Genomic DNA, 17,084 nt, shown 5'->3' on the forward strand with positions numbered 1-17,084 from the left:
GATCAAGAAACGGGCCCTGGCGATCAGGGCCCTTTTCGTCCAGGGCGTGCCATGGTCACGCCGTGGACGAACCTGTGATCGACACCCTGGACGTGCCGGGAGCCCGGCTGCATCTCGAGACCCGCGGGGCCGGTCCGCTGTTGCTGTTCGTCGTCGGCGGCAACGGGGACTCGGCGATCTACGGCGGGGTCGCCGCCGCTCTGGCCGACCGCTTCACGGTGGCCACCTACGATCGGCGCGGCTTCGCCCGCAGTCCGCTGCTCGCGCCCATCGAGGACGACGCGCGGATCGCCGCCGACGCCGACGACGCGCGCCGGCTGATCGCGCACCTCGGCGGTGGCCCCGCTCACGTGTTCGGCAGCAGCTCCGGCGCGATCGTGGTGCTGGAGCTCGTGGCGCGCCATCCCGAGGTCGTTGCCACAGCCGTGGCGCACGAGCCGCCGATCGCCACGCTGCTGCCGGACAGCGCCGAGTGGCTGGCCTTCTTCGACAGCGTCCAGGAGACCTACCGCGCGGAGGGGCGGTGGCCGGCGATGGCCCGGTTCGGCGCCGCGGTCGGGTCGGGGAGAGCCGCCGGCGGCCCGCCGCCCGACGTGGAGCTGCCGCAGTCCGTCGTCGAGATGATGGGGCGGGTCGAGACCAACATGACGTTCTGGATGGAGCACGAGCTGCACCAGTACCCCCGCTACGTCCCCGACCTGGACGCGCTGGGCGCCGCCCGCGACCGGATCGTGCCTGCCGGCGGCCAGGAGTCACGCGAGCACATGCCCTACCGCCCCAACCTCGTGCTCGCCGACCGGCTCGGCCTCCAGGTCGTCGACTTCGTCGGCGACCACGTCGGGTACGCGACCCACCCCGCCGAGTTCGCGTCCCAGCTCGGCGCCCTGCTCACCGGGCCGGGGTCGGTCAGACCGGGTCGGTGAGGAACGCCGTGGCCGCCGCGGCCAGGTGGCCGGGGTCGCGCACCCCGCACAGCTCCCGCGCCGAGTGCATCGACAGCACCGGAATCCCGACGTCGACCGTCCGGATCCCCAGGCGCGTGGCGATGAGCGGTCCGACGGTCGTGCCGCACGGCACCGTGTTCTTCCCGACGAACACCTGCGTCGGGACGCCGGCGTCCCGGCAGGCGCGGTGCCACGCGGCCGCGCCGGGGGCGTCGGTGGCGTAGCGCTGGTTGGCGTTGACCTTCAGCGCGGGCCCACCGTTCGGCAGTGCTCGGTGCGTGGGGTCGTGGTGGCCGAGGTAGTTCGGGTGCGCCGCGTGCGTGACGTCCACCGACAGGCATCGGGAGCCCGCGAAGGCGGCCCCACGGGCGTCGAAACCACCGGCCAGCCGGGTGAGCACCGTCTCCAGCAGGGGGCCGGCCGCACCGGTCGCCGACCCGCTGCCGATCTCCTCGTGGTCGAAGCCGACGAACACCGGGATGACGCCGCCGGCGTCGTCGGCAGCAGCGAGGAGCGCGCCCAGGCCCGCGTGCACGGACGCGAGGTTGTCCAGCCGGGGCGCGGCCAGCAGTTCCTCCTCCTCACCGAGGCGCGCGGGCGGGGTGACGTCGTGCACCACGAGGTCGTGTGCCGCCACCTCGTCGGGGTCGACGCCGACCTCGTCGGCCAGGAACTCGATGAGGTCGCCCTCGGCGGGGGAGCCGAGGCCCCAGACCGGGAGCAGGTGCTGCTGGGCGTCCAGGGTGAGGCCCTGGTTCACCTGGCGGTCGAGGTGGATGGCCAGCTGCGGCACCCGCAGCAGCGGCCGGTGCACGTCCACCAGCACGGTGGTGCCGTCGTAGAGCGCGAGGCGTCCGGCCAGGCCCAGGTCGCGGTCGAGCCACGAGTTCCACAGCGCCCCGCCGTAGACCTCCACGGCGACCTGCCGCCAGCCGCCCGCTCCGACGTCCGGGCGGGGCTTGACCTTCAGCGTCGGCGAGTCGGTGTGGGCCGCGAAGATCCGCATCGGGGTGCCGGGCGGCGCGGCCTCCGGGACGAACCAGGCCAGCAGCGTGCCGTCCCGCACGAGGTAGCGGCCACCTGAACTCCCGTCCCACGGGCCGGCCTCGGGCTGCTCGGAGAACCCGGCGGCGGACAGACGCCGCACCCCCTCGGCCACGGCGTGGTACGGGGTGGGCGCGGCTGCGATGAAGTCGGCGAGGTCGTGCGCGAGATCCGTCATCAGGTGCATCCTCTCCCACGTGCCCCGGCAGGAGTTCGACGTGGTGGTCGTCGGAGCCGGATCAGCCGGCTGCGCGCTCGCGGCCCGGCTGGCCGACGATCCGGCGCGGCGGGTGCTGCTGCTGGAGGCCGGTCCGGGCGGGCCGGCACCCGACCTGCTCGACGTCGGGTCGCTGGCGGCCACCCGGCCCGGGCATCCGAGCAACTGGGCCTATCCCGCGCAGCTGCGTCCCGGCTGCGTCACGACGGTGCCGCGGGGGCGCGGGCTGGGCGGGTCGAGCGCGATCAACGGGGCCAACTGGGTGCGTGCCACCCCCGCGGACGCCGACGGGTGGGGCGTTCCCGGCTGGACGTGGGCCGACCTGCTCCCGCACTACGTCCGCAGCGAGCACGATCTCGACCATCCGGGGCCGCCCTGGCACGGGGACCGGGGGCCGGTGTCCGTCCGGCGGCCGTCCGGTGACCTGCTGCACCCGGCCACGCCGCGGTTCCTCGACGCGGCGCGACGTCTCGGCTTCCCCGCGGAACCGGACAAGAACGCGGGCCGGGCGCCCGGTGCCGGGCTCGTCCCCAGCAACGGCATCGACGGGGTCCGGGTGAGCACCGCACAGGCCTACCTGCACCCGTCCCGGGCCGGGCTGGTCGTGCGGCCTGATGCGGCCGTGGCCCGCGTGCTGTTCGTCGGCGACCGGGCCCGGGGCGTTGAGTTGCTCGACGGCACGGTGGTCGAGGCCGGGCAGGTCGTGCTCGCCGCGGGCGCGATCGCCACGCCCCACCTCCTGCTGCTGTCCGGGATCGGTCCGCCCGACGACCTGCGAGCGGCGGGCGTGCCCGTGGCGCGCGAGCTGCCCGGGGTGGGCCGGGACTGGTCCGACCACCCGGTGGTGTACCTCCCGTTCGCCACCGCCGACCCGCCTGCCCACCCGCACGCGTCCTGCGTGCAGGCTGCGCTCGACCTGGACGCCGGTGCCGACCCCGCCGGTGACGTCGAGGTCATGCTGTTCGTACGGCCGTTCGACGGCGGGACCGACCTGCACCTGATGTGCGCGCTGCAGCACCCCGACAGCCGCGGGACGATCACTCTCACCTCGCCTGACCCGCGCGTCCGTCCGCGGATCTCGTACGCGTACCTGCGCACCGAGCACGACCGCCGCAGGCTGCGGCACGCGATCCGGGTGGGGGCCGACCTGCTCCGCGCCGGGCTCGGCGTCCGCGCCGCCCCGGCCGGTGACGTCCTCGGCTCCGACCATGCCCTGGACGGCTGGATCGCCGCTCACCTCAGCACCGCCCAGCACCTGAGCGGGAGCGCAGCGATCGGCCCCGTGGTGGACGCCCAACTCCGGGTGCACGGCGTCCCGGGCCTGCGGGTGGCCGACACGTCGGTGCTGCCGGTGGTGCCCCGTCGCGGCACCGCCGCCACGGCCGTGGCCATCGGGGAGAAGGCGGCGACGTTGCTCGGCGCCTGATCCGGACGACGGCCGCTCACACTGGGGCGACGGCGTCCAGATGCGGCCACAGCGCTCCCGGCGGCCCGTCGAGAACGATCCCGAACCGCTCGGCGAGCAGCGTCCGCTCCTCGTCGGGAGACACCGCCCGGTCCGTGCGCACGCCGTCGACGACCTCGGAGAACACCCCGTTGAGCAGCGAGATCCGGCGGTCGGGAAGTGGCAGCACCGCGAACCGGCGGGCGCGGAAGTACGAGTCGGGATCGTGCTCGTGGTAGTCGGAACGTTCCGCGAAGTCCGCGAGCTCCCTCGGCGTCGCCTGCCACGCCCAGCTCCGCTCCCACCGGCCATCGGAGTGGCGCTGCGCGGTCCACCACAGGTCGTCCTCGTGGTGCACCTGCACGTCGCCGTGGGTGCCCGGCTGCTGGGGCACGGGCTCGATCCAGGTGCCGCCGTTCCCGACGTCGGCGAGCCACGGGCCGTCGACGGTCTCGACGAGCAACCGCAGGTGGTCGAAGTCGGGACCGCGGGTGCCGTGCTCGTCGAGGAAGAACGCCGAGAAGAGGGTGACGCCGAAGCCCAGCTCGCGCAGCAGCGCGGCGAACAACCCGTTGAGCTCGTAGCAGTAGCCACCGCGTTGCCGGTGGATCAGCTTGTCGGCGATGTCGTCGAGACGTAGCGAGATCGGGACGCCGAGGTGGATGTCGTAGTCCTCCGACGGCACCGTCCAGGCGTACGCGCGGTGCAGGGCGGCGAGTGCTGCGCTCGTGGGGGCGGCCGGGCGCTGTGCCCCGATCTTCGTCAGGAGGGCGTCGACATCCATGCACTCGAGTCTGCGCCCAGCAGGCCAGTGTCGAGGCAGTGCCGCAGCGGTACGAACAGCTCGTCGCGACGCTCCCGCAGCTCGTCGAGGGTGAGCCAGGCGAGGTCGGTGGCCTTCTCCGGCTCCATGAGCCGCAGCTCACCACCGGTGCGCCTGCACGCGAGGAAGAGGGTGACGTAGTGGCGACCGATGTCGGGCATCGGGTCGTCGGTGAAGCCCAGCCTGGCCGTGACGTCGACGACGAGGCCGGTCTCCTCGGCCACCTCGCGCACCGCCGTGTGCTCCGGGGACTCGCCGAACTCCTGGTGGCCGCCGGGCAGCCCCCACAGGCCCGCGCCGTGCGCTCCCGCCCGCCGCATCACGAGCACCCGCCCGTCCTCGACCACCACCGCGCCGAAACCGACCCGTACCTGCGTCACGCACCTATGCTCGCGCGCGTGAGCGCCAACCCGTTCCTCGCCCCCAGCCCGTTGCCCTTCGAGTTCCCGGACTTCGACGCCATCCGGGAGGAGCACTTCGCGCCCGCGTTCACAGCGGGGATGGAGCAGCAGCGCGCGGAGGTCGACGCGATCACCGGCGACCCGGCGCCGCCGACGTTCGCCAACACGGTCGTCGCGCTGGAGCGCTCGGGGGCGGTGCTGCAGCGGGTCTCTGCGGTGTTCTTCGTGCTCGTCAGCTCGTGCAGCACGCCGGGGATCCGCGCCATCGAGGCGGAGTTCGCGCCCCGGCTCGCCGCGCACTCGGACGCGATCATGCTCGACCCGGCGCTGTTCGCCCGCATCGAGACGCTGCACGGGGCGCGTCACGAGCTGGGCCTGGACGCGGAGTCGCTGCGGTTGCTGGAGCGGCTCCACCGCGACGCGGTGCGGGCGGGGGCGCGGCTGGGGGCCGCCGAGCAGGAGCGGCTGCGGGCCCTCAACGCGGAGCTGTCGACGCTGTCCACGGAGTTCGGCGCGAAGCTGCTGGCCGGTGCGAACGACGCCGCGGTCCTCGTCGAGGATGCGGCCGAGCTCGCCGGGCTGTCCCCGGACGCCGTCTCCGCCGCGGCGCGGGCGGCCACCGCGCGAGGACACGACGGCGCGTACCTGATCACCCTCGTCCTACCCACCGGGCAGCCGGTGCTCTCCTCGCTCGCCGACCGCGGGCTGCGCGAGCGCGTGCACCGCGCGTCGGTCACGCGCGGCCTCGGCGGCGAGCACGACACCCGGGAGATCGTGCTGCGCATCGCCGCGCTGCGTGCCGAGCGCGCCGCGCTGCTCGGGCACCCGCACCACGCCTCCTGGGCGGTGGAGATCGGCACGGCCGGCACGGTCGACGCCATCGACGCGATGCTCGGGAAGCTGGCCCCGGTGGCGGCGGCCAACGCACAGACCGAGGCCGACGAGCTGTCGGTCGCGGCCGGCCACCCGATCGAGGCGTGGGACCGGGCGTTCCACGCCGAGCGGGTCCGCCGCGAGCGGTTCGACCTCGACGCCGACACGCTGCGGCCCTACCTCGAGCTGGAACGCGTGCTGCACGACGGCGTCTTCCACGCGGCCGGCCGGCTCTACGGGCTGCGGTTCAGCGAGCGCCACGACCTGCCGCGCTACCACCCCGAGGTGCGGGTCTTCGACGTCTTCGACGAGAACGGGCAGCTCGGGCTGTTCGTCGCCGACCTCTACGCGCGGGAGTCGAAGCGCGGCGGGGCCTGGATGAACTCGTTCGTCACGCAGTCGCGGCTGCTCGGCACCCGGCCGGTGGTGCTCAACACCCTCAACCTCGCGCGCCCCGCCGACGGGCAGCCGACGCTGCTCACGATCGACAACGTCCGCACGCTGTTCCACGAGTTCGGGCACGCGCTGCACGGGTTGTTCTCCGACGTGCAGTACCCGACGTTCGCCGGCACGAGGGTGCCCCGCGACTTCGTCGAGTACCCGTCGCAGGTCAACGAGATGTGGCTGGAGGACCCGGAGGTCCTCGCGAACTACGCCCGCCACCACGAGACCGGCGAGCCGCTGCCGCCCGAGCTGGTGGCGCGGCTGGCGGAGTCGCGGCAGTTCGGGGAGGGGTTCGCCACCACCGAGTACCTGGCCGCGGCGCTGCTCGACCAGGCGTGGCACCGCCTCGGCCCGGGCGAGCAGGTGACCGACGTGGAGACGTTCGAGGCCGACGCGATCGGCGCGGCCGGGGTGGCCGTCCCGACCGCCCCACCGCGTTACCGGACCACCTACTTCAACCACATCTTCGGCGGTGGCTACAGCGCGGGCTACTACTCCTACATCTGGAGCGAGGTGCTCGACGCCGACACCGTGGAGTGGTTCGCCGAGAACGGCGGCCTGCGGCGCGAGAACGGCGACACGTTCCGGCGCGAGCTGCTCTCCCGCGGAGGGGCGGTGGACCCGATGGAGGCCTACCGCGCGTTCCGCGGCCGCGACCCCGAGATCGCGCCGTTGCTGGCGCGCCGCGGCCTCGCGGGCTGACCGCGGAACTGGGGAGACCGCCGTCGGGCCCCCCGGTACTCTCCGGGCGTGATCCTCTGAGCTCGCGGATTCCGTCCCCCACCCCCATGATCTCGGAGGTTCCCATGTCCCAGTCCCAGCCGCTCCCGCCGAAGCAGTCGGAGTCCGCCGACGAGCCCGCCCCCGACGCGACGGAGGCCGAACCCGCCGTCGAACCGGAGGAGCCGCTCAACCGGGCCGCCCGGCGGGCGAAGGCCAAGCAGGTCGACCCGTCCCACGTCGGGCCCCGCGCGGGCCATGCCAGGGAGGGTCACGGCGCCCGGAGTCACACCAAGCGCCGCATCAGCTGACCGGGCGGCGCCCGGAGCTTCCGACGCGGAATTCCTCCTGAACGGCGCGTGTTGCCGCTCATGATGTTTCCGCAGGTGCGGCTCTCGCTCCTGGACCGGTCACGGACCAGGTCCGGAGAGCCCGACGAGGCTGCGCTGGGCCACACCGTGGCCCGGGCCCGACGCGCGGAACAGCTCGGCTACCACCGGTTCTGGGTGGCCGAGCACCACGCCGTCCCCGGCATCGCGAGCGGGAGCCCACCGGTCCTGATCGCCGCCGTGGCTGCTCGCACCGAGCGGATCCGGGTCGGCTCCGGCGGGGTGATGCTGCCCAACCACCAGCCGATCGTGGTGGCCGAGCAGTTCGCGATGCTGGAGGCGCTGTTCCCCGGCCGGATCGACCTGGGTGCGGGCCGCTCGCTCGGTTTCACGCCGCCGGTCCGCAGAGCACTGCGGCGCGACGCCGCCGGTCCCGACACGTTCGCCGCTGATCTCGCGGAGCTGCGCGCCTACCTGGACGGCACCGCGCCCGTCACGGTGCGGCCCCGCCTCGACCGGCCCGTCCCGCTGTTCGTGCTCGCCACCGGACGTGGTCTGGCTGTTGCCGGGGACGCCGGCCTGCCGGTGGTGCTGGGAGGGCCGGCGCTCGACCGCGACGGGATCGGCGAGGAGCTGGCCGACTACCGGGCCCGCGTCCGCGCGGCGGGGGCGCGGCCCTACGTCGTGGTGTCGCGGGACGTGCTGGTGGCCGACTCGGTGGCAGCGGCCCGCGAGCTCGCGCTGCCGGAGGCGTGGGCGCTGGCGGCGGCCCGCACCACCGGCCAGTTCCCGGCGCTGGAACCCGTCGACCCCGGCCGTCCGCTGTCGGCGCGGCAGCGGACCGTGGTCGAGGATGCGGTGGGGCGGACGGTGCACGGCGACGAGGCTGCGGTCGCCGACGAGCTGGGTGACCTGCTCGCCCGGACCGGCGCCGACGAACTGCTCGCGTCGACCTCGACGTTCGACCGGGCAGCGTTGGGCGAGTCCGACGCGCGGCTCGTCCGGATGTTCCGGCGGGACGACTGACGCTTGCGAACACAACGTCCCGCCCGGTGGGGAGCGCCGGGCGGGACGGGTGTGCGACGGGCGGCAGCGGCTACTTGTAGATCCGCATGTAGTCGACGAGCATCTCGCTCTGCTTGGGCGTTCCGCCGTCAGGGAAGTAGTCGAGCTGGATCGTGGCGTGCATCTTGCCGGGAGGCATCGTCTTGGAGTCGGTGCTCTCGAACCACTTCTCGCCGTCGATGTAGCCGGTGATCCGGCCGTCCACCCACTCGACGGCGTAGTTGTGCCACTGGGTGATGTCGAGCTTCTTCGTGGCGGACTTCTGCTGGTTGCTGGCGCTGTAGTGCAGGAAGAACGACACGTCGTCCGAGGCGCTGGTGGTCTCGGCGAAGTCGATCTCGCCACCCTCCGGCCACTCGTGGTCGCTCGGCCAGAGGATCAGCACGGGGTGGTACTGCGAGTCGCCCGCGGGGAACTTCGCGCGCATCTCCCACTTGCCGAAGCGCTGGCCGTCGCTCCACGCCATGCCGCCGCTGTTGCCCTTCGAGTCACCCCGGATGACGAGCGAGCCGTTCTCGACGCTGACCTGCTTCTCGGAGCGGGTGCCGTTGCCGCCGTTGCCCGCGCCTTCGTACACGCCCCACTTCGAGCTCATGCCGCCGTTGAACTCGTCGCCGCCGACCGGGGTCCAGCCGAGGCGCTGGGCGGCCTGCTTGCCGTCGCCCACGGCCTTGACGACGGGCGGCGGCGGAGCCGGCTTCTTCTGCGTGCTCTTCGTGGTGGAGCTCGATGCCTCTTTGGACGCCGGAGCGTCCTTGGTGGACTCGGGTGCGTTGCTGGTGGGGGGGATCGGGAGGGCATCGGTGGGAACGGCGAGCGCCGTGGTCGGGTCGGCCACGATCACCGTGCTCAGCTCGGGCGCAGCGAGGGAGGTGTCCTCTGCAGGTCGCAGGACGGTGGCGACCGTGGTGGCCACCAGCATCACCGTGGCGCCGATCGCGAGCGGAGCCAGCCTGCGCGTGAGGGAGCGCTGGGGAAGCGGGTCGGTGGTGACTACGGCGTCGACGTTCTCGCCCGCACGGCGGCGGTGACGCCGACCCTGGGTCACGGTGGGGGAACCGTGCTCTGCGGAAATACGTGCGATCAGCTCGGTCGGGGATTCCGAGCGATCTTCCGCAGCGGAGGTTGTCCGTCGCATGGGGCGGAACCATAAAGAAGGAGGAGCCCGATGATCAGCAAACCTGAGAGGTCAGGTTGCGCGTACGCGCCAGCAGGTCGGTCACGCGCGCCAAAACGACGTCAGACGGACGGATGGGGCAGCTCGGGTACTCCATTCGGAGTACCTGGGCTCTCAGGCGACCGGGATGTACCTCTCAGAACGTTCAAGGTTGCTCCGTTAGAAGATTGTTATCGCGGCCCGGCTGCGAGAAGCTAGGCGCGATGCTCCCCGCTGCTCCCCCGGGGGGTGCGTCCTCGTACGTCTCGACAGCCCTGTCGACACGTGTGTCCGTACCCCCGAACGATCATGTCCTGTTGGCGTTGCCCCCGACGGCCGCGTCGGCTGCTGTGCTGCGCAGCCTCCGGTCCGAGGGGGTCTCGGTCAGCCCCGTCAGCGACGGAATCGGTGTGCTCGACGCCGTCCGCTCGCGCGACCCCGCGCTGCTGGTGCTCGACGTCGAGCTGCCCGGGCCGGACCAGGCTGCGGTACTCGCGGCCGTCCAGACCGAGGCGCCGAACGTGCCGGTCATCGCGGTCACCCCGCGGGAACGCCGCGCGAGCCTGCTCGGCCAGCTGCGCGGCGACCGCGACGACTACCTGCTGCGGCCCTTCGCCGTCGACGAGCTCGCGGCGCGGATCCGGCTGCGGCTGCGGCTCGGTGCCGCCGTCGAGAACACCGTGATCCGCCACGGCGAGCTGACCGTCGACACCGAACTGGGGGAGGTGACCGTCGACGGACAATCGGTTTCGCTGTCTCCCACCGAATTCGCGATGTTGATGGCGCTGCTCGCGGATCCGGGTGAGGTGGTCTCCCCCGACAAGCTGGCGAGCGCCGTCTGGTCCGAGCCGGCGTCCGCCAATCTCGTGCAGGTCTACATCTCCTACCTACGCCGCAAGATCGGCGCGGAGCGCATCCGCACCGTCCGTGGTGAGGGATACGTCCTGGAGCCCTGAGGCCCTCCAGGTGGCCGTGACCCTATGGGGCGATAACGCTTCGGGTGTCATCCGGTCTCCAGGCGTGCAGGGCCGCTCACCCCGTGCTACCCAGTGCACACGCGGGTCGTGTGGGGTCGGCCCTGAGGAACCTCGGGAGTTGCAATGACCGTGACCGGGATCATCACAGCGATCGTCATCGGTGCCATCATCGGCTTCCTCGGGCGGCTCGTGGCGCCCGGGAAGCAGAACATTCCTATCTGGCTGACCATCCTGGTCGGGATCGTGGCGGCGTTCATCGGCACGTTCATCGCGCGGCTGTTCGGCGTGGCCAGCACGGGCGGCATCGACTGGATCGAACTCATTCTGCAGATTGTCGTCGCCGCCATCGGTGTCACCATCGTGGCAGGTGCCTATGGCAGGCGCGGCGTCACTCGCTGACGCTCGCGCACGCAGCGGCCCGGTCCCGACAGCGTGGTCGGGGCCGGGCCGGTGTCGTCTCCGGGGTCAGCCCGTGAACGAACGGGCCGCGGCCAGGAAGGCGTCGTTCTCGTCGGGCGCGGACACCGTCACCCGCACCCCGTCGGAAGCGAACGGACGGACGACCACCTTGTGGTGGTCAAGACAGTGCGCGGTGAACGGACCGGTGCGGTCGCCCAGCGCGAGCCACACGAAGTTGGACTGGGAGACCGGCACGGTGTAACCGGCCTCCAGCAGCGCGTCGCGCACCCGGCTCCGCTCGGTGACCACGTCCTTGCACCAGGCGAGCAACTCGGCCGCGTCGTCGAGCGCCGCAATCGCCCCGGCCTGCGCCACGGAGCTCACGCTGAACGGCGAGCACACCTTCCGCAGAGCGGTCGTCACGGCCGGCGCGCTGACGGCGTACCCCACCCGCAGGGCCGCGAGGCGGTAGGCCTTGGAGAACGTCCGCAGGACGACCAGGTTGGGGTGGGCGTCGATCAGTGCCATCCCGTCGACGGCCTCGGGGTCGGTGACGTACTCGTAGTACGCCTCGTCCAGCGCCACCAGGACGTCGGGACCGACCGAGACGAGCAGCCGCTCCATCTCCTCGCGAGTCACGACCGTGCCCGTCGGGTTGTTCGGGCTGCAGACGATCACCAGGCGCGTCCGCGGGGTGACGGCGGCGATCATGGCGTCGATGTCGTGCCGGAAGTCGTCGTCCAGCGGCACCGTGCGGATCGTGGCGCCCCCGATCTGCGTCACGATCGGATAGGACTCGAACGAGCGCCAGGCGTACACGACCTCGTCCGACGGCTCGAAACAGGTGGCCTGCACGAGCTGCTGGCACAACGTGACGGACCCGCACCCGATGGCGATCCGCTCGGCATCCACGTCGAGGTACTGCGCCAGACGTGCCGTGAGGCCCGTGACGGCGAGATCCGGGTACCGGTTGCCCCCTGCAGCGGCCTCGGCGATCGCGGCGAGCACCCGCGGTGTCGGCGGTAGCGACACCTCGTTGCTGGCCAGCTTGATGGCCCCGGGAATCGCGCGGCCGGGGACATAGGCCGGGAGCGTGTCGAGATCGGGGCGGATCAGCGTCATGTGGACACCCTATGTCTGTCGCCCCGTCCGCGTGCCCGCCGCTGTCACACTCGCCGAGCCGTGCAACCCTTGTGGTCATGACCGAGATCAGGACGGAGACCGTCCCGCTGGTCGATGGCAGCTCTCTGCGACTCACCGTGGCGGAGCCGGACGGTCCGGTGCGCGGCGGGATCGTGGTTCTGCACGAGGCGCGGGGGGTCACCGACGCCGTGCGCGGGCTCGTGCAAGGTCTCGCCGGCGACGGCTGGCTCACCGTGGCGCCGCACCTGTACCACCGCGACGCGGCCGACGAGCTGGACGGCGCCGCCGACGACGAGGTCCAGCAGCAGGTCGACCGGCTCGAGGGCGAGCAGATCATGGCCGACACCGACACGGCCTTCGGCTGGCTCGCCGAGCACGACATCACCGCCGACCGGATGGGCGTCATCGGCTTCGACCTCGGCGGCTCGGTTGCACTGGTGGTGGCGGCCAACCGCAGGCTCGGTGCCGCGGTCACCGTGGCGGGCGAAGGCATCGCCGACGCGGCCTCCACGGGTCTCCCGTCGCTGATCGAGGCGGCCCCCGGGCTCACCTGCCCCTGGCTCGGGATCTACGGCGAGACGGCCGACGGGGAGCCGGACCCGGGGATCAGCCGGCTGCGCGACGCCGCGAGCTCCTCGGAGGTGGCCACGGACGTCGTCGTGTACCCCCACAGCGGCCACCGCTTCGACGACGACCCGAACTCCGCCGCCGACGCCTGGCAGCGCACCCTGAACTGGTTCGACTCCCACCTGCGCTGACCCCACCCCGCGAGTCGCCCGTTTCCCGCGCGCGAGTCGCCCCGTCCTGCCCCGCGAGTCGCCCGTCCAGCTCGCAGGCGGGCTTGCGGGAGCGTGCGCGGAGGGCGGCCACGACGGGACCCGCGTGAGGGCATGTGGGGGATGGGGCCGGAACCCACATTCGACGCGCATCGACACGCCGTTCCGTGGTGTGTGAGCCCACCACCGGGTCGGGCGGACGCGCCCGTCCTCTCCCCGCCCCGGACGGCCCTGGCGCGACCCGGCGGCGGCTTGCATGCTGACCGTCATGGCTGCGTCCGAGATCCCCGACGTCCTGTGGACTCCCGACCCGCACCACGCCGGCCCGATGACCGAGTTCATGGCGTGGGTCCGTGAGCACCGCGGGGTCGACGTGCCCGACTACGCGGCGCTGCACAGCTGGTCGGTCGAGGACCTCGAGGGTTTCTGGTCGGCCGTCGCCGAGGTCGAGGGTGTCCGGTTCCACGCGCAGCCGAGCGTGGCGCTGGGCGGGAGTGAGATGCCGGGCGCGGAGTGGTTCCCGGGGGCCACGCTCAACTACGCGGAGCACGCGCTGACTCCCGGACCGGGCAGAGAGGACGCCGACATCGCACTCGTGTTCGCCCGGGAGGACGGCCTGGAGCGGACGGTCACGCACGCCGAGCTGCGGGAACTCGTCGGCCGGGCGCGGGCGGGCCTGGTCGGGATGGGGGTCGGCCGGGGGGACCGGGTCGTCGCGCTCGCCCCGAACTGCGTCGAGACGCTGGTCACCTTCCTCGCTGCCGCCAGCCTCGGTGCGATCTGGTCGTCCTGCTCGCCGGACTTCGGCGCGCGGGCCGTGCACGACAGGTTCGCGCAGATCGAGCCGGCGGTGCTGCTGGCGGTGGACGGCTACGTCTACGGCGGGAAGCGGTTCGACGTCCGCGCGAACATCGAGGCCCTGCGTGCGCAGCTGCCGATGCTGACGGCGACCGTCCTCGTCCCGTACCTGGACGAGGACGCGACGCTCGACGGCACGGTGTCGTGGAGCGACTTCACCGCGACGCACGCGGCGCTGGAGTTCGAGGCGGTGCCGTTCGACCACCCGCTCTGGGTGCTGTACTCGTCCGGTACCACGGGCCTGCCGAAGGGCATCGTGCACGGCCACGGCGGGATCGTCCTGGAGCACGTGAAGTCTCTGGGCCTGCAGATGGAGCTGGGCCCGGGGGACCGCTTCTTCTGGTTCACCACCACCGGCTGGATGATGTGGAACCTGCTGATCGGGGGCCTGCTGGTGGGCAGCACCGTGGTGCTGTTCGACGGCAACCCCGGCCATCCCGACCTGGGCGCGCTGTGGAAGCTCGCCGAGCGCCACCGCATCACCTACTTCGGGGTGTCGGCGCCGTTCATCCAGTCGAGCCTCAAGTCCGGGCTGCGCCCCCGCGACCGGTACGACCTGGGGTCGCTCGTCGCGATCGGATCGACCGGGGCGCCGCTGTCGGTCGAGGGCTTCCGGTGGGTCGGCGACGCCGTGGGCGAGGACATCCAGCTCTGCTCCGTGTCGGGTGGCACCGACGTGTGCTCCGCCTTCGTCGGCGCGTCGCCCCTCGTCCCCGTCTGGCTGGGTGAGATCTCCTGCGCCGGGCTCGGCGCTGCGGTCGCCGCCTACGACGAGTCCGGCAAGGAGCTCGTCGACGAGGTGGGCGAGCTGGTCATCACCCGGCCGATGCCGTCGATGCCGGTGTCGTTCTGGAACGACCCCGACGGTGCCCGGCTCCGCGAGGCCTACTTCGAGGACTTCCCCGGCGTCTGGCGCCACGGGGACTGGGTGCGGCTCACGCCGCGCGGCTCCTTCGTCATCTACGGCCGCAGCGACTCCACCCTGAACCGCGGCGGCGTCCGGATGGGCACGGCGGACTTCTACGCCGTGGTCGAGGGCGTCGACGAGATCCTCGACTCACTGGTGATCGACACCACCGAGCTCGCCGTCCACGACGACGGAGCCCTGCTCTGCTTCGTCGTGCTGGCGCCGGGCGCCTCGCTGGAGGACGTCGAGCCGGGCCTGCGCCGCACCCTGCGTTCCGAGCTGTCGCCGCGGCACGTCCCGGACCGGTTCATCGTCGTGGACGCCGTCCCACGCACCCTCAACGGCAAGAAGTGCGAGGTACCGGTCAAGAAGATCCTTTCGGGTGTGGCGCCCGACAAGGCCGTGAGCCGGGGGGCCCTGCAGAACCCCGAGGCGCTCGCTCCGTTCCTCGCGCTGGTGACCCCCGGGGGGTCGTGATCCGGGCGGAACGGCATGTGTAGTCTGGTGTCCGCTGGAGGCCGAGAGGCCCCGGGAGGCTTCGCCTAGTCTGGTCTATGGCGCCGCACTGCTAATGCGGTTTGGGGTCACCCCCCATCCCGGGTTCAAATCCCGGAGCCTCCGCACCTGGAGTGGTCGGGTAAGATCGGCCGCGACGGAGTACGACAACTGAAGAGCACGCGCCCGTAGCTCAACGGATAGAGCATCTGACTACGGATCAGAAGGTTAGGGGTTCGAATCCCTTCGGGCGCACCAGGTCAGAGCCACGGTCAGCGGTCCCGCTGCCACTCTGACAGCTGAGATCGACAGCAACGGCCACCTCACGACAGCTCCTCGTCGAGGTGGTCGAGTGCTTTCCGCTGGTTCTCCAGGTTCACGTGCCCGTAGACGTTCATCGTCATCTCCATGGCGCTGTGGCCGACGATCTCCATGACGATCCGCGGGTGGATGCCGAGCGCGAGCAGCAGGCTCACGCAGCTGTGACGCAGCCCATGAAGCGGCACGACACGGAGCCCATGCGCCTCACAGAGGGTGTTCCAGAGACGGGTGAGGTTGCGTGGCTCCATCGGCGTGCCGTGCCGGTGGCCGAAGACATAGTTCTCCGGTCGCCAGGGACGGCCGAGCTCGCCATGTTGCTCTTGCAGGCAGCGGTGATGATTGGCCAGGGCGTAGACGGCGCGTGGTGGCAGTGGCACTGTCCGGTTGGAGCGCCGGGACTCCGGCAGCGCCCGAAGCTGTCCGTCCACCCGTTGTACCGCCTGGGCCACCCGGAGTGTTCGAGCTTCCCGAGTGGCACGACACCGAGGTCCATGCCGCGCTGAGGTGTTGCGGCCGGACCTGCCGAAGCCCGTACGGCCCCGCTCCCACCGCGAGCTGGGCCCGCCGGCCATGCGCCGGCAACGGGGAAGCTGTGTGACGTGCGGGAGGACATCCCCGCTGGCCGCAGATCGTCTTAGCGTGCTTGAACGGCGGCAACCCCGCTGCGCGCCCCGATCCCGCAAGCGGCGGCGTCCGAGGGGATGCGCAAGCAGGGTTGTGGTCGGGTAGCGGGATCGGGGGTTCCGGGTTACCGCCGCCCGGTCCCGCCAAGTGCGGGCCAGGATCGCGGGGATGGAGGGCCATGCGCCGCTGACATGCCCAACTTGCAAGGAGCGGCATACTTTCGGCTGTCCCCCAACCAAGGAGTACGCGGTGACTCGACCGGCCGGCCTTCAACTGGGCCAACGCGCTACGCATTGTTCGACATGCGGTGAGTCCGTGGACCTCAGCCCGTCAGACTTTCTACGGGTGTCGGATGACAATGCCTACGAGTTCCGGCGTTGTCCGAACGTGCTACGACACGGACCCCACGAGGTCAGGCTGAAGGCGTACTGGGACGTAGAGAAACCCGGCGATGCATCGGTATGGGGTGTCGTCGGGTAGTGCCACTGGGCTCGGCGTGTCTGTATGTACAGCAAGTAAGTACAGCAACGCCAGCCGTCCGAGGCGGCTCAACCGATCTTAAGGATGCTGACTGACCTCGCCAGATTCCCCCAAGTAACCGAACAGCCATGAGTTCACACCGAAGAGGCCTAAGAAGTCAAGTTTTGACACTGGATGTTTGGCCCTAGCGTCTCCGCTTCACTAGGGTTGCACTAGCCTCCGTAAAAGCCTTAAGAGCGCGATGATGAGCCCACCATGCGGCTTCAATCTTTTCGTTGTCCGCGCGCTCGGTACGCCAAGCGACTCCAAGGTCGGCACCGCGCTTCCGCAATTCTCCGATCGCTTCTCCGAAGGATTTTCCCGTATTCAGGATAAGAAGCTTGGCCTCGGCTATGCGGTATGCACCGATGTCCCATTCCGCAACTCTTCCCTCGCGGTCCAAGCGTCGCTCTTCCCATACTCTGTTCCGGAAGTCTTCAGAAAAGGCGATAATATATGCGCACTGGTCTAAGAGGAGTGCGATTTCGCGCTCACGCCGCCCGGTGCGGGCGACGATGTACTGACCTAGTAATGCGATTCCTGCACCTGCTACTGCACCAACGAGTCCGATCCACGCAGCGTCCACGTTGCGTAGTATCTACGAT

Annotated in this window: 16 protein-coding genes and 2 tRNA genes; 11 read left to right on the plus strand and 7 right to left on the minus strand. The window is 71.4% G+C overall.

The window, feature by feature from the left end; translation table 11 throughout:
* Positions 1-62: 62 nt before the first annotated feature.
* Positions 63-923, plus strand: a complete 861-nt coding sequence (locus ACQPZA_RS00690) for an alpha/beta fold hydrolase (RefSeq protein WP_433277444.1) — start codon at positions 63-65, stop codon at positions 921-923.
* On the opposite strand, the gene ACQPZA_RS00695 is transcribed toward ACQPZA_RS00690, so the two are convergent.
* Positions 907-2,166 carry a M18 family aminopeptidase gene (locus tag ACQPZA_RS00695; RefSeq protein WP_433277446.1) on the minus strand — a complete coding sequence of 420 codons (1,260 nt, stop codon included), beginning with the start codon at positions 2,164-2,166 and terminating at the stop codon, positions 907-909. The genes ACQPZA_RS00690 and ACQPZA_RS00695 overlap by 17 nt on opposite strands.
* A 19-nt stretch (positions 2,167-2,185) precedes the next feature.
* Here ACQPZA_RS00695 and mftG point away from each other — a divergent pair, with 19 nt between their 5' ends.
* Entirely contained in the window at positions 2,186-3,631 is a 1,446-nt protein-coding gene (gene mftG, locus ACQPZA_RS00700; RefSeq protein WP_433277448.1) for a mycofactocin dehydrogenase MftG, read from the plus strand.
* Positions 3,632-3,647: 16 nt separating this feature from the next.
* Here mftG and ACQPZA_RS00705 read toward each other — a convergent pair whose 3' ends face one another.
* Both ACQPZA_RS00705 and ACQPZA_RS00710 read right to left on the minus strand, forming a co-directional pair.
* Positions 3,648-4,433: an arylamine N-acetyltransferase family protein gene (locus tag ACQPZA_RS00705; protein WP_433277450.1), complete on the minus strand. Its 786-nt coding sequence runs from the start codon at positions 4,431-4,433 to the stop codon at positions 3,648-3,650.
* Positions 4,412-4,852: a nucleotide triphosphate diphosphatase NUDT15 gene (locus ACQPZA_RS00710; protein ID WP_433277451.1), complete on the minus strand. Its 441-nt coding sequence runs from the start codon at positions 4,850-4,852 to the stop codon at positions 4,412-4,414. The genes ACQPZA_RS00705 and ACQPZA_RS00710 overlap by 22 nt, the downstream gene beginning before the upstream one ends.
* 18 nt (positions 4,853-4,870) lie before the next feature.
* On the opposite strand from ACQPZA_RS00710, the gene ACQPZA_RS00715 reads away from it, so the two are divergent.
* The 3 genes from ACQPZA_RS00715 to ACQPZA_RS00725 all read left to right on the plus strand — a co-directional run bounded on the left by ACQPZA_RS00715 (position 4,871) and on the right by ACQPZA_RS00725 (position 8,265).
* Entirely contained in the window at positions 4,871-6,892 is a 2,022-nt protein-coding gene (locus tag ACQPZA_RS00715; RefSeq protein ID WP_433277453.1) for a M3 family metallopeptidase, read from the plus strand.
* A 104-nt stretch (positions 6,893-6,996) separates the two neighbouring features.
* The gene (locus ACQPZA_RS00720) at positions 6,997-7,221 is read left to right on the plus strand and encodes a hypothetical protein (protein ID WP_169398061.1); all 225 of its coding nucleotides are present in this window, start codon (positions 6,997-6,999) and stop codon (positions 7,219-7,221) included.
* A gap of 60 nt (positions 7,222-7,281) precedes the next feature.
* Entirely contained in the window at positions 7,282-8,265 is a 984-nt protein-coding gene (locus tag ACQPZA_RS00725) for an MsnO8 family LLM class oxidoreductase (protein ID WP_433277455.1), read from the plus strand.
* A 70-nt stretch (positions 8,266-8,335) separates the two neighbouring features.
* On the opposite strand, the gene ACQPZA_RS00730 is transcribed toward ACQPZA_RS00725, so the two are convergent.
* Complete coding sequence (locus ACQPZA_RS00730; protein ID WP_433277457.1) at positions 8,336-9,352, minus strand: glycoside hydrolase family 16 protein; 1,017 nt, start codon at positions 9,350-9,352, stop codon at positions 8,336-8,338.
* A gap of 425 nt (positions 9,353-9,777) precedes the next feature.
* Here ACQPZA_RS00730 and ACQPZA_RS00735 point away from each other — a divergent pair, with 425 nt between their 5' ends.
* Together ACQPZA_RS00735 and ACQPZA_RS00740 are read left to right on the plus strand one after the other, a co-directional pair.
* On the plus strand, positions 9,778-10,416 hold the full coding sequence (locus tag ACQPZA_RS00735; protein ID WP_433277459.1) for a response regulator transcription factor: 639 nt from the start codon (positions 9,778-9,780) through the stop codon (positions 10,414-10,416).
* A 144-nt stretch (positions 10,417-10,560) separates the two neighbouring features.
* A complete protein-coding gene (locus ACQPZA_RS00740) occupies positions 10,561-10,836 on the plus strand; it encodes a GlsB/YeaQ/YmgE family stress response membrane protein (RefSeq protein ID WP_169398057.1) in 276 nt (91 codons plus the stop codon).
* Positions 10,837-10,902: 66 nt separating this feature from the next.
* On the opposite strand, the gene hisC is transcribed toward ACQPZA_RS00740, so the two are convergent.
* Positions 10,903-11,958 carry a histidinol-phosphate transaminase gene (gene hisC, locus ACQPZA_RS00745; RefSeq protein ID WP_433277462.1) on the minus strand — a complete coding sequence of 352 codons (1,056 nt, stop codon included), beginning with the start codon at positions 11,956-11,958 and terminating at the stop codon, positions 10,903-10,905.
* 77 nt (positions 11,959-12,035) lie between these two features.
* Here hisC and ACQPZA_RS00750 point away from each other — a divergent pair, with 77 nt between their 5' ends.
* The 4 genes from ACQPZA_RS00750 (at position 12,036) to ACQPZA_RS00765 (ending at position 15,273) form a co-directional block, all read left to right on the plus strand.
* On the plus strand, positions 12,036-12,737 hold the full coding sequence (locus ACQPZA_RS00750; RefSeq protein ID WP_169398055.1) for a dienelactone hydrolase family protein: 702 nt from the start codon (positions 12,036-12,038) through the stop codon (positions 12,735-12,737).
* 286 nt (positions 12,738-13,023) lie between these two features.
* A complete protein-coding gene (locus ACQPZA_RS00755; protein WP_433277464.1) occupies positions 13,024-14,997 on the plus strand; it encodes an acetoacetate--CoA ligase in 1,974 nt (657 codons plus the stop codon).
* A 54-nt stretch (positions 14,998-15,051) separates the two neighbouring features.
* Positions 15,052-15,141, plus strand: a tRNA-Ser gene (locus tag ACQPZA_RS00760).
* Positions 15,142-15,197: 56 nt separating this feature from the next.
* Positions 15,198-15,273, plus strand: a tRNA-Arg gene (locus ACQPZA_RS00765).
* A gap of 65 nt (positions 15,274-15,338) precedes the next feature.
* Here ACQPZA_RS00765 and ACQPZA_RS00770 read toward each other — a convergent pair.
* Positions 15,339-15,908 carry a site-specific integrase gene (locus tag ACQPZA_RS00770; RefSeq protein ID WP_433277466.1) on the minus strand — a complete coding sequence of 190 codons (570 nt, stop codon included), beginning with the start codon at positions 15,906-15,908 and terminating at the stop codon, positions 15,339-15,341.
* Between the two features lie 716 nt (positions 15,909-16,624).
* Positions 16,625-17,065, minus strand: a complete 441-nt coding sequence (locus ACQPZA_RS00775; protein WP_433277468.1) for a hypothetical protein — start codon at positions 17,063-17,065, stop codon at positions 16,625-16,627.
* Positions 17,066-17,084 lie beyond the last annotated feature (19 nt).

The organism is Pseudonocardia xinjiangensis (assembly GCF_050948425.1).
Classification (GTDB): domain Bacteria; phylum Actinomycetota; class Actinomycetes; order Mycobacteriales; family Pseudonocardiaceae; genus Pseudonocardia; species Pseudonocardia xinjiangensis.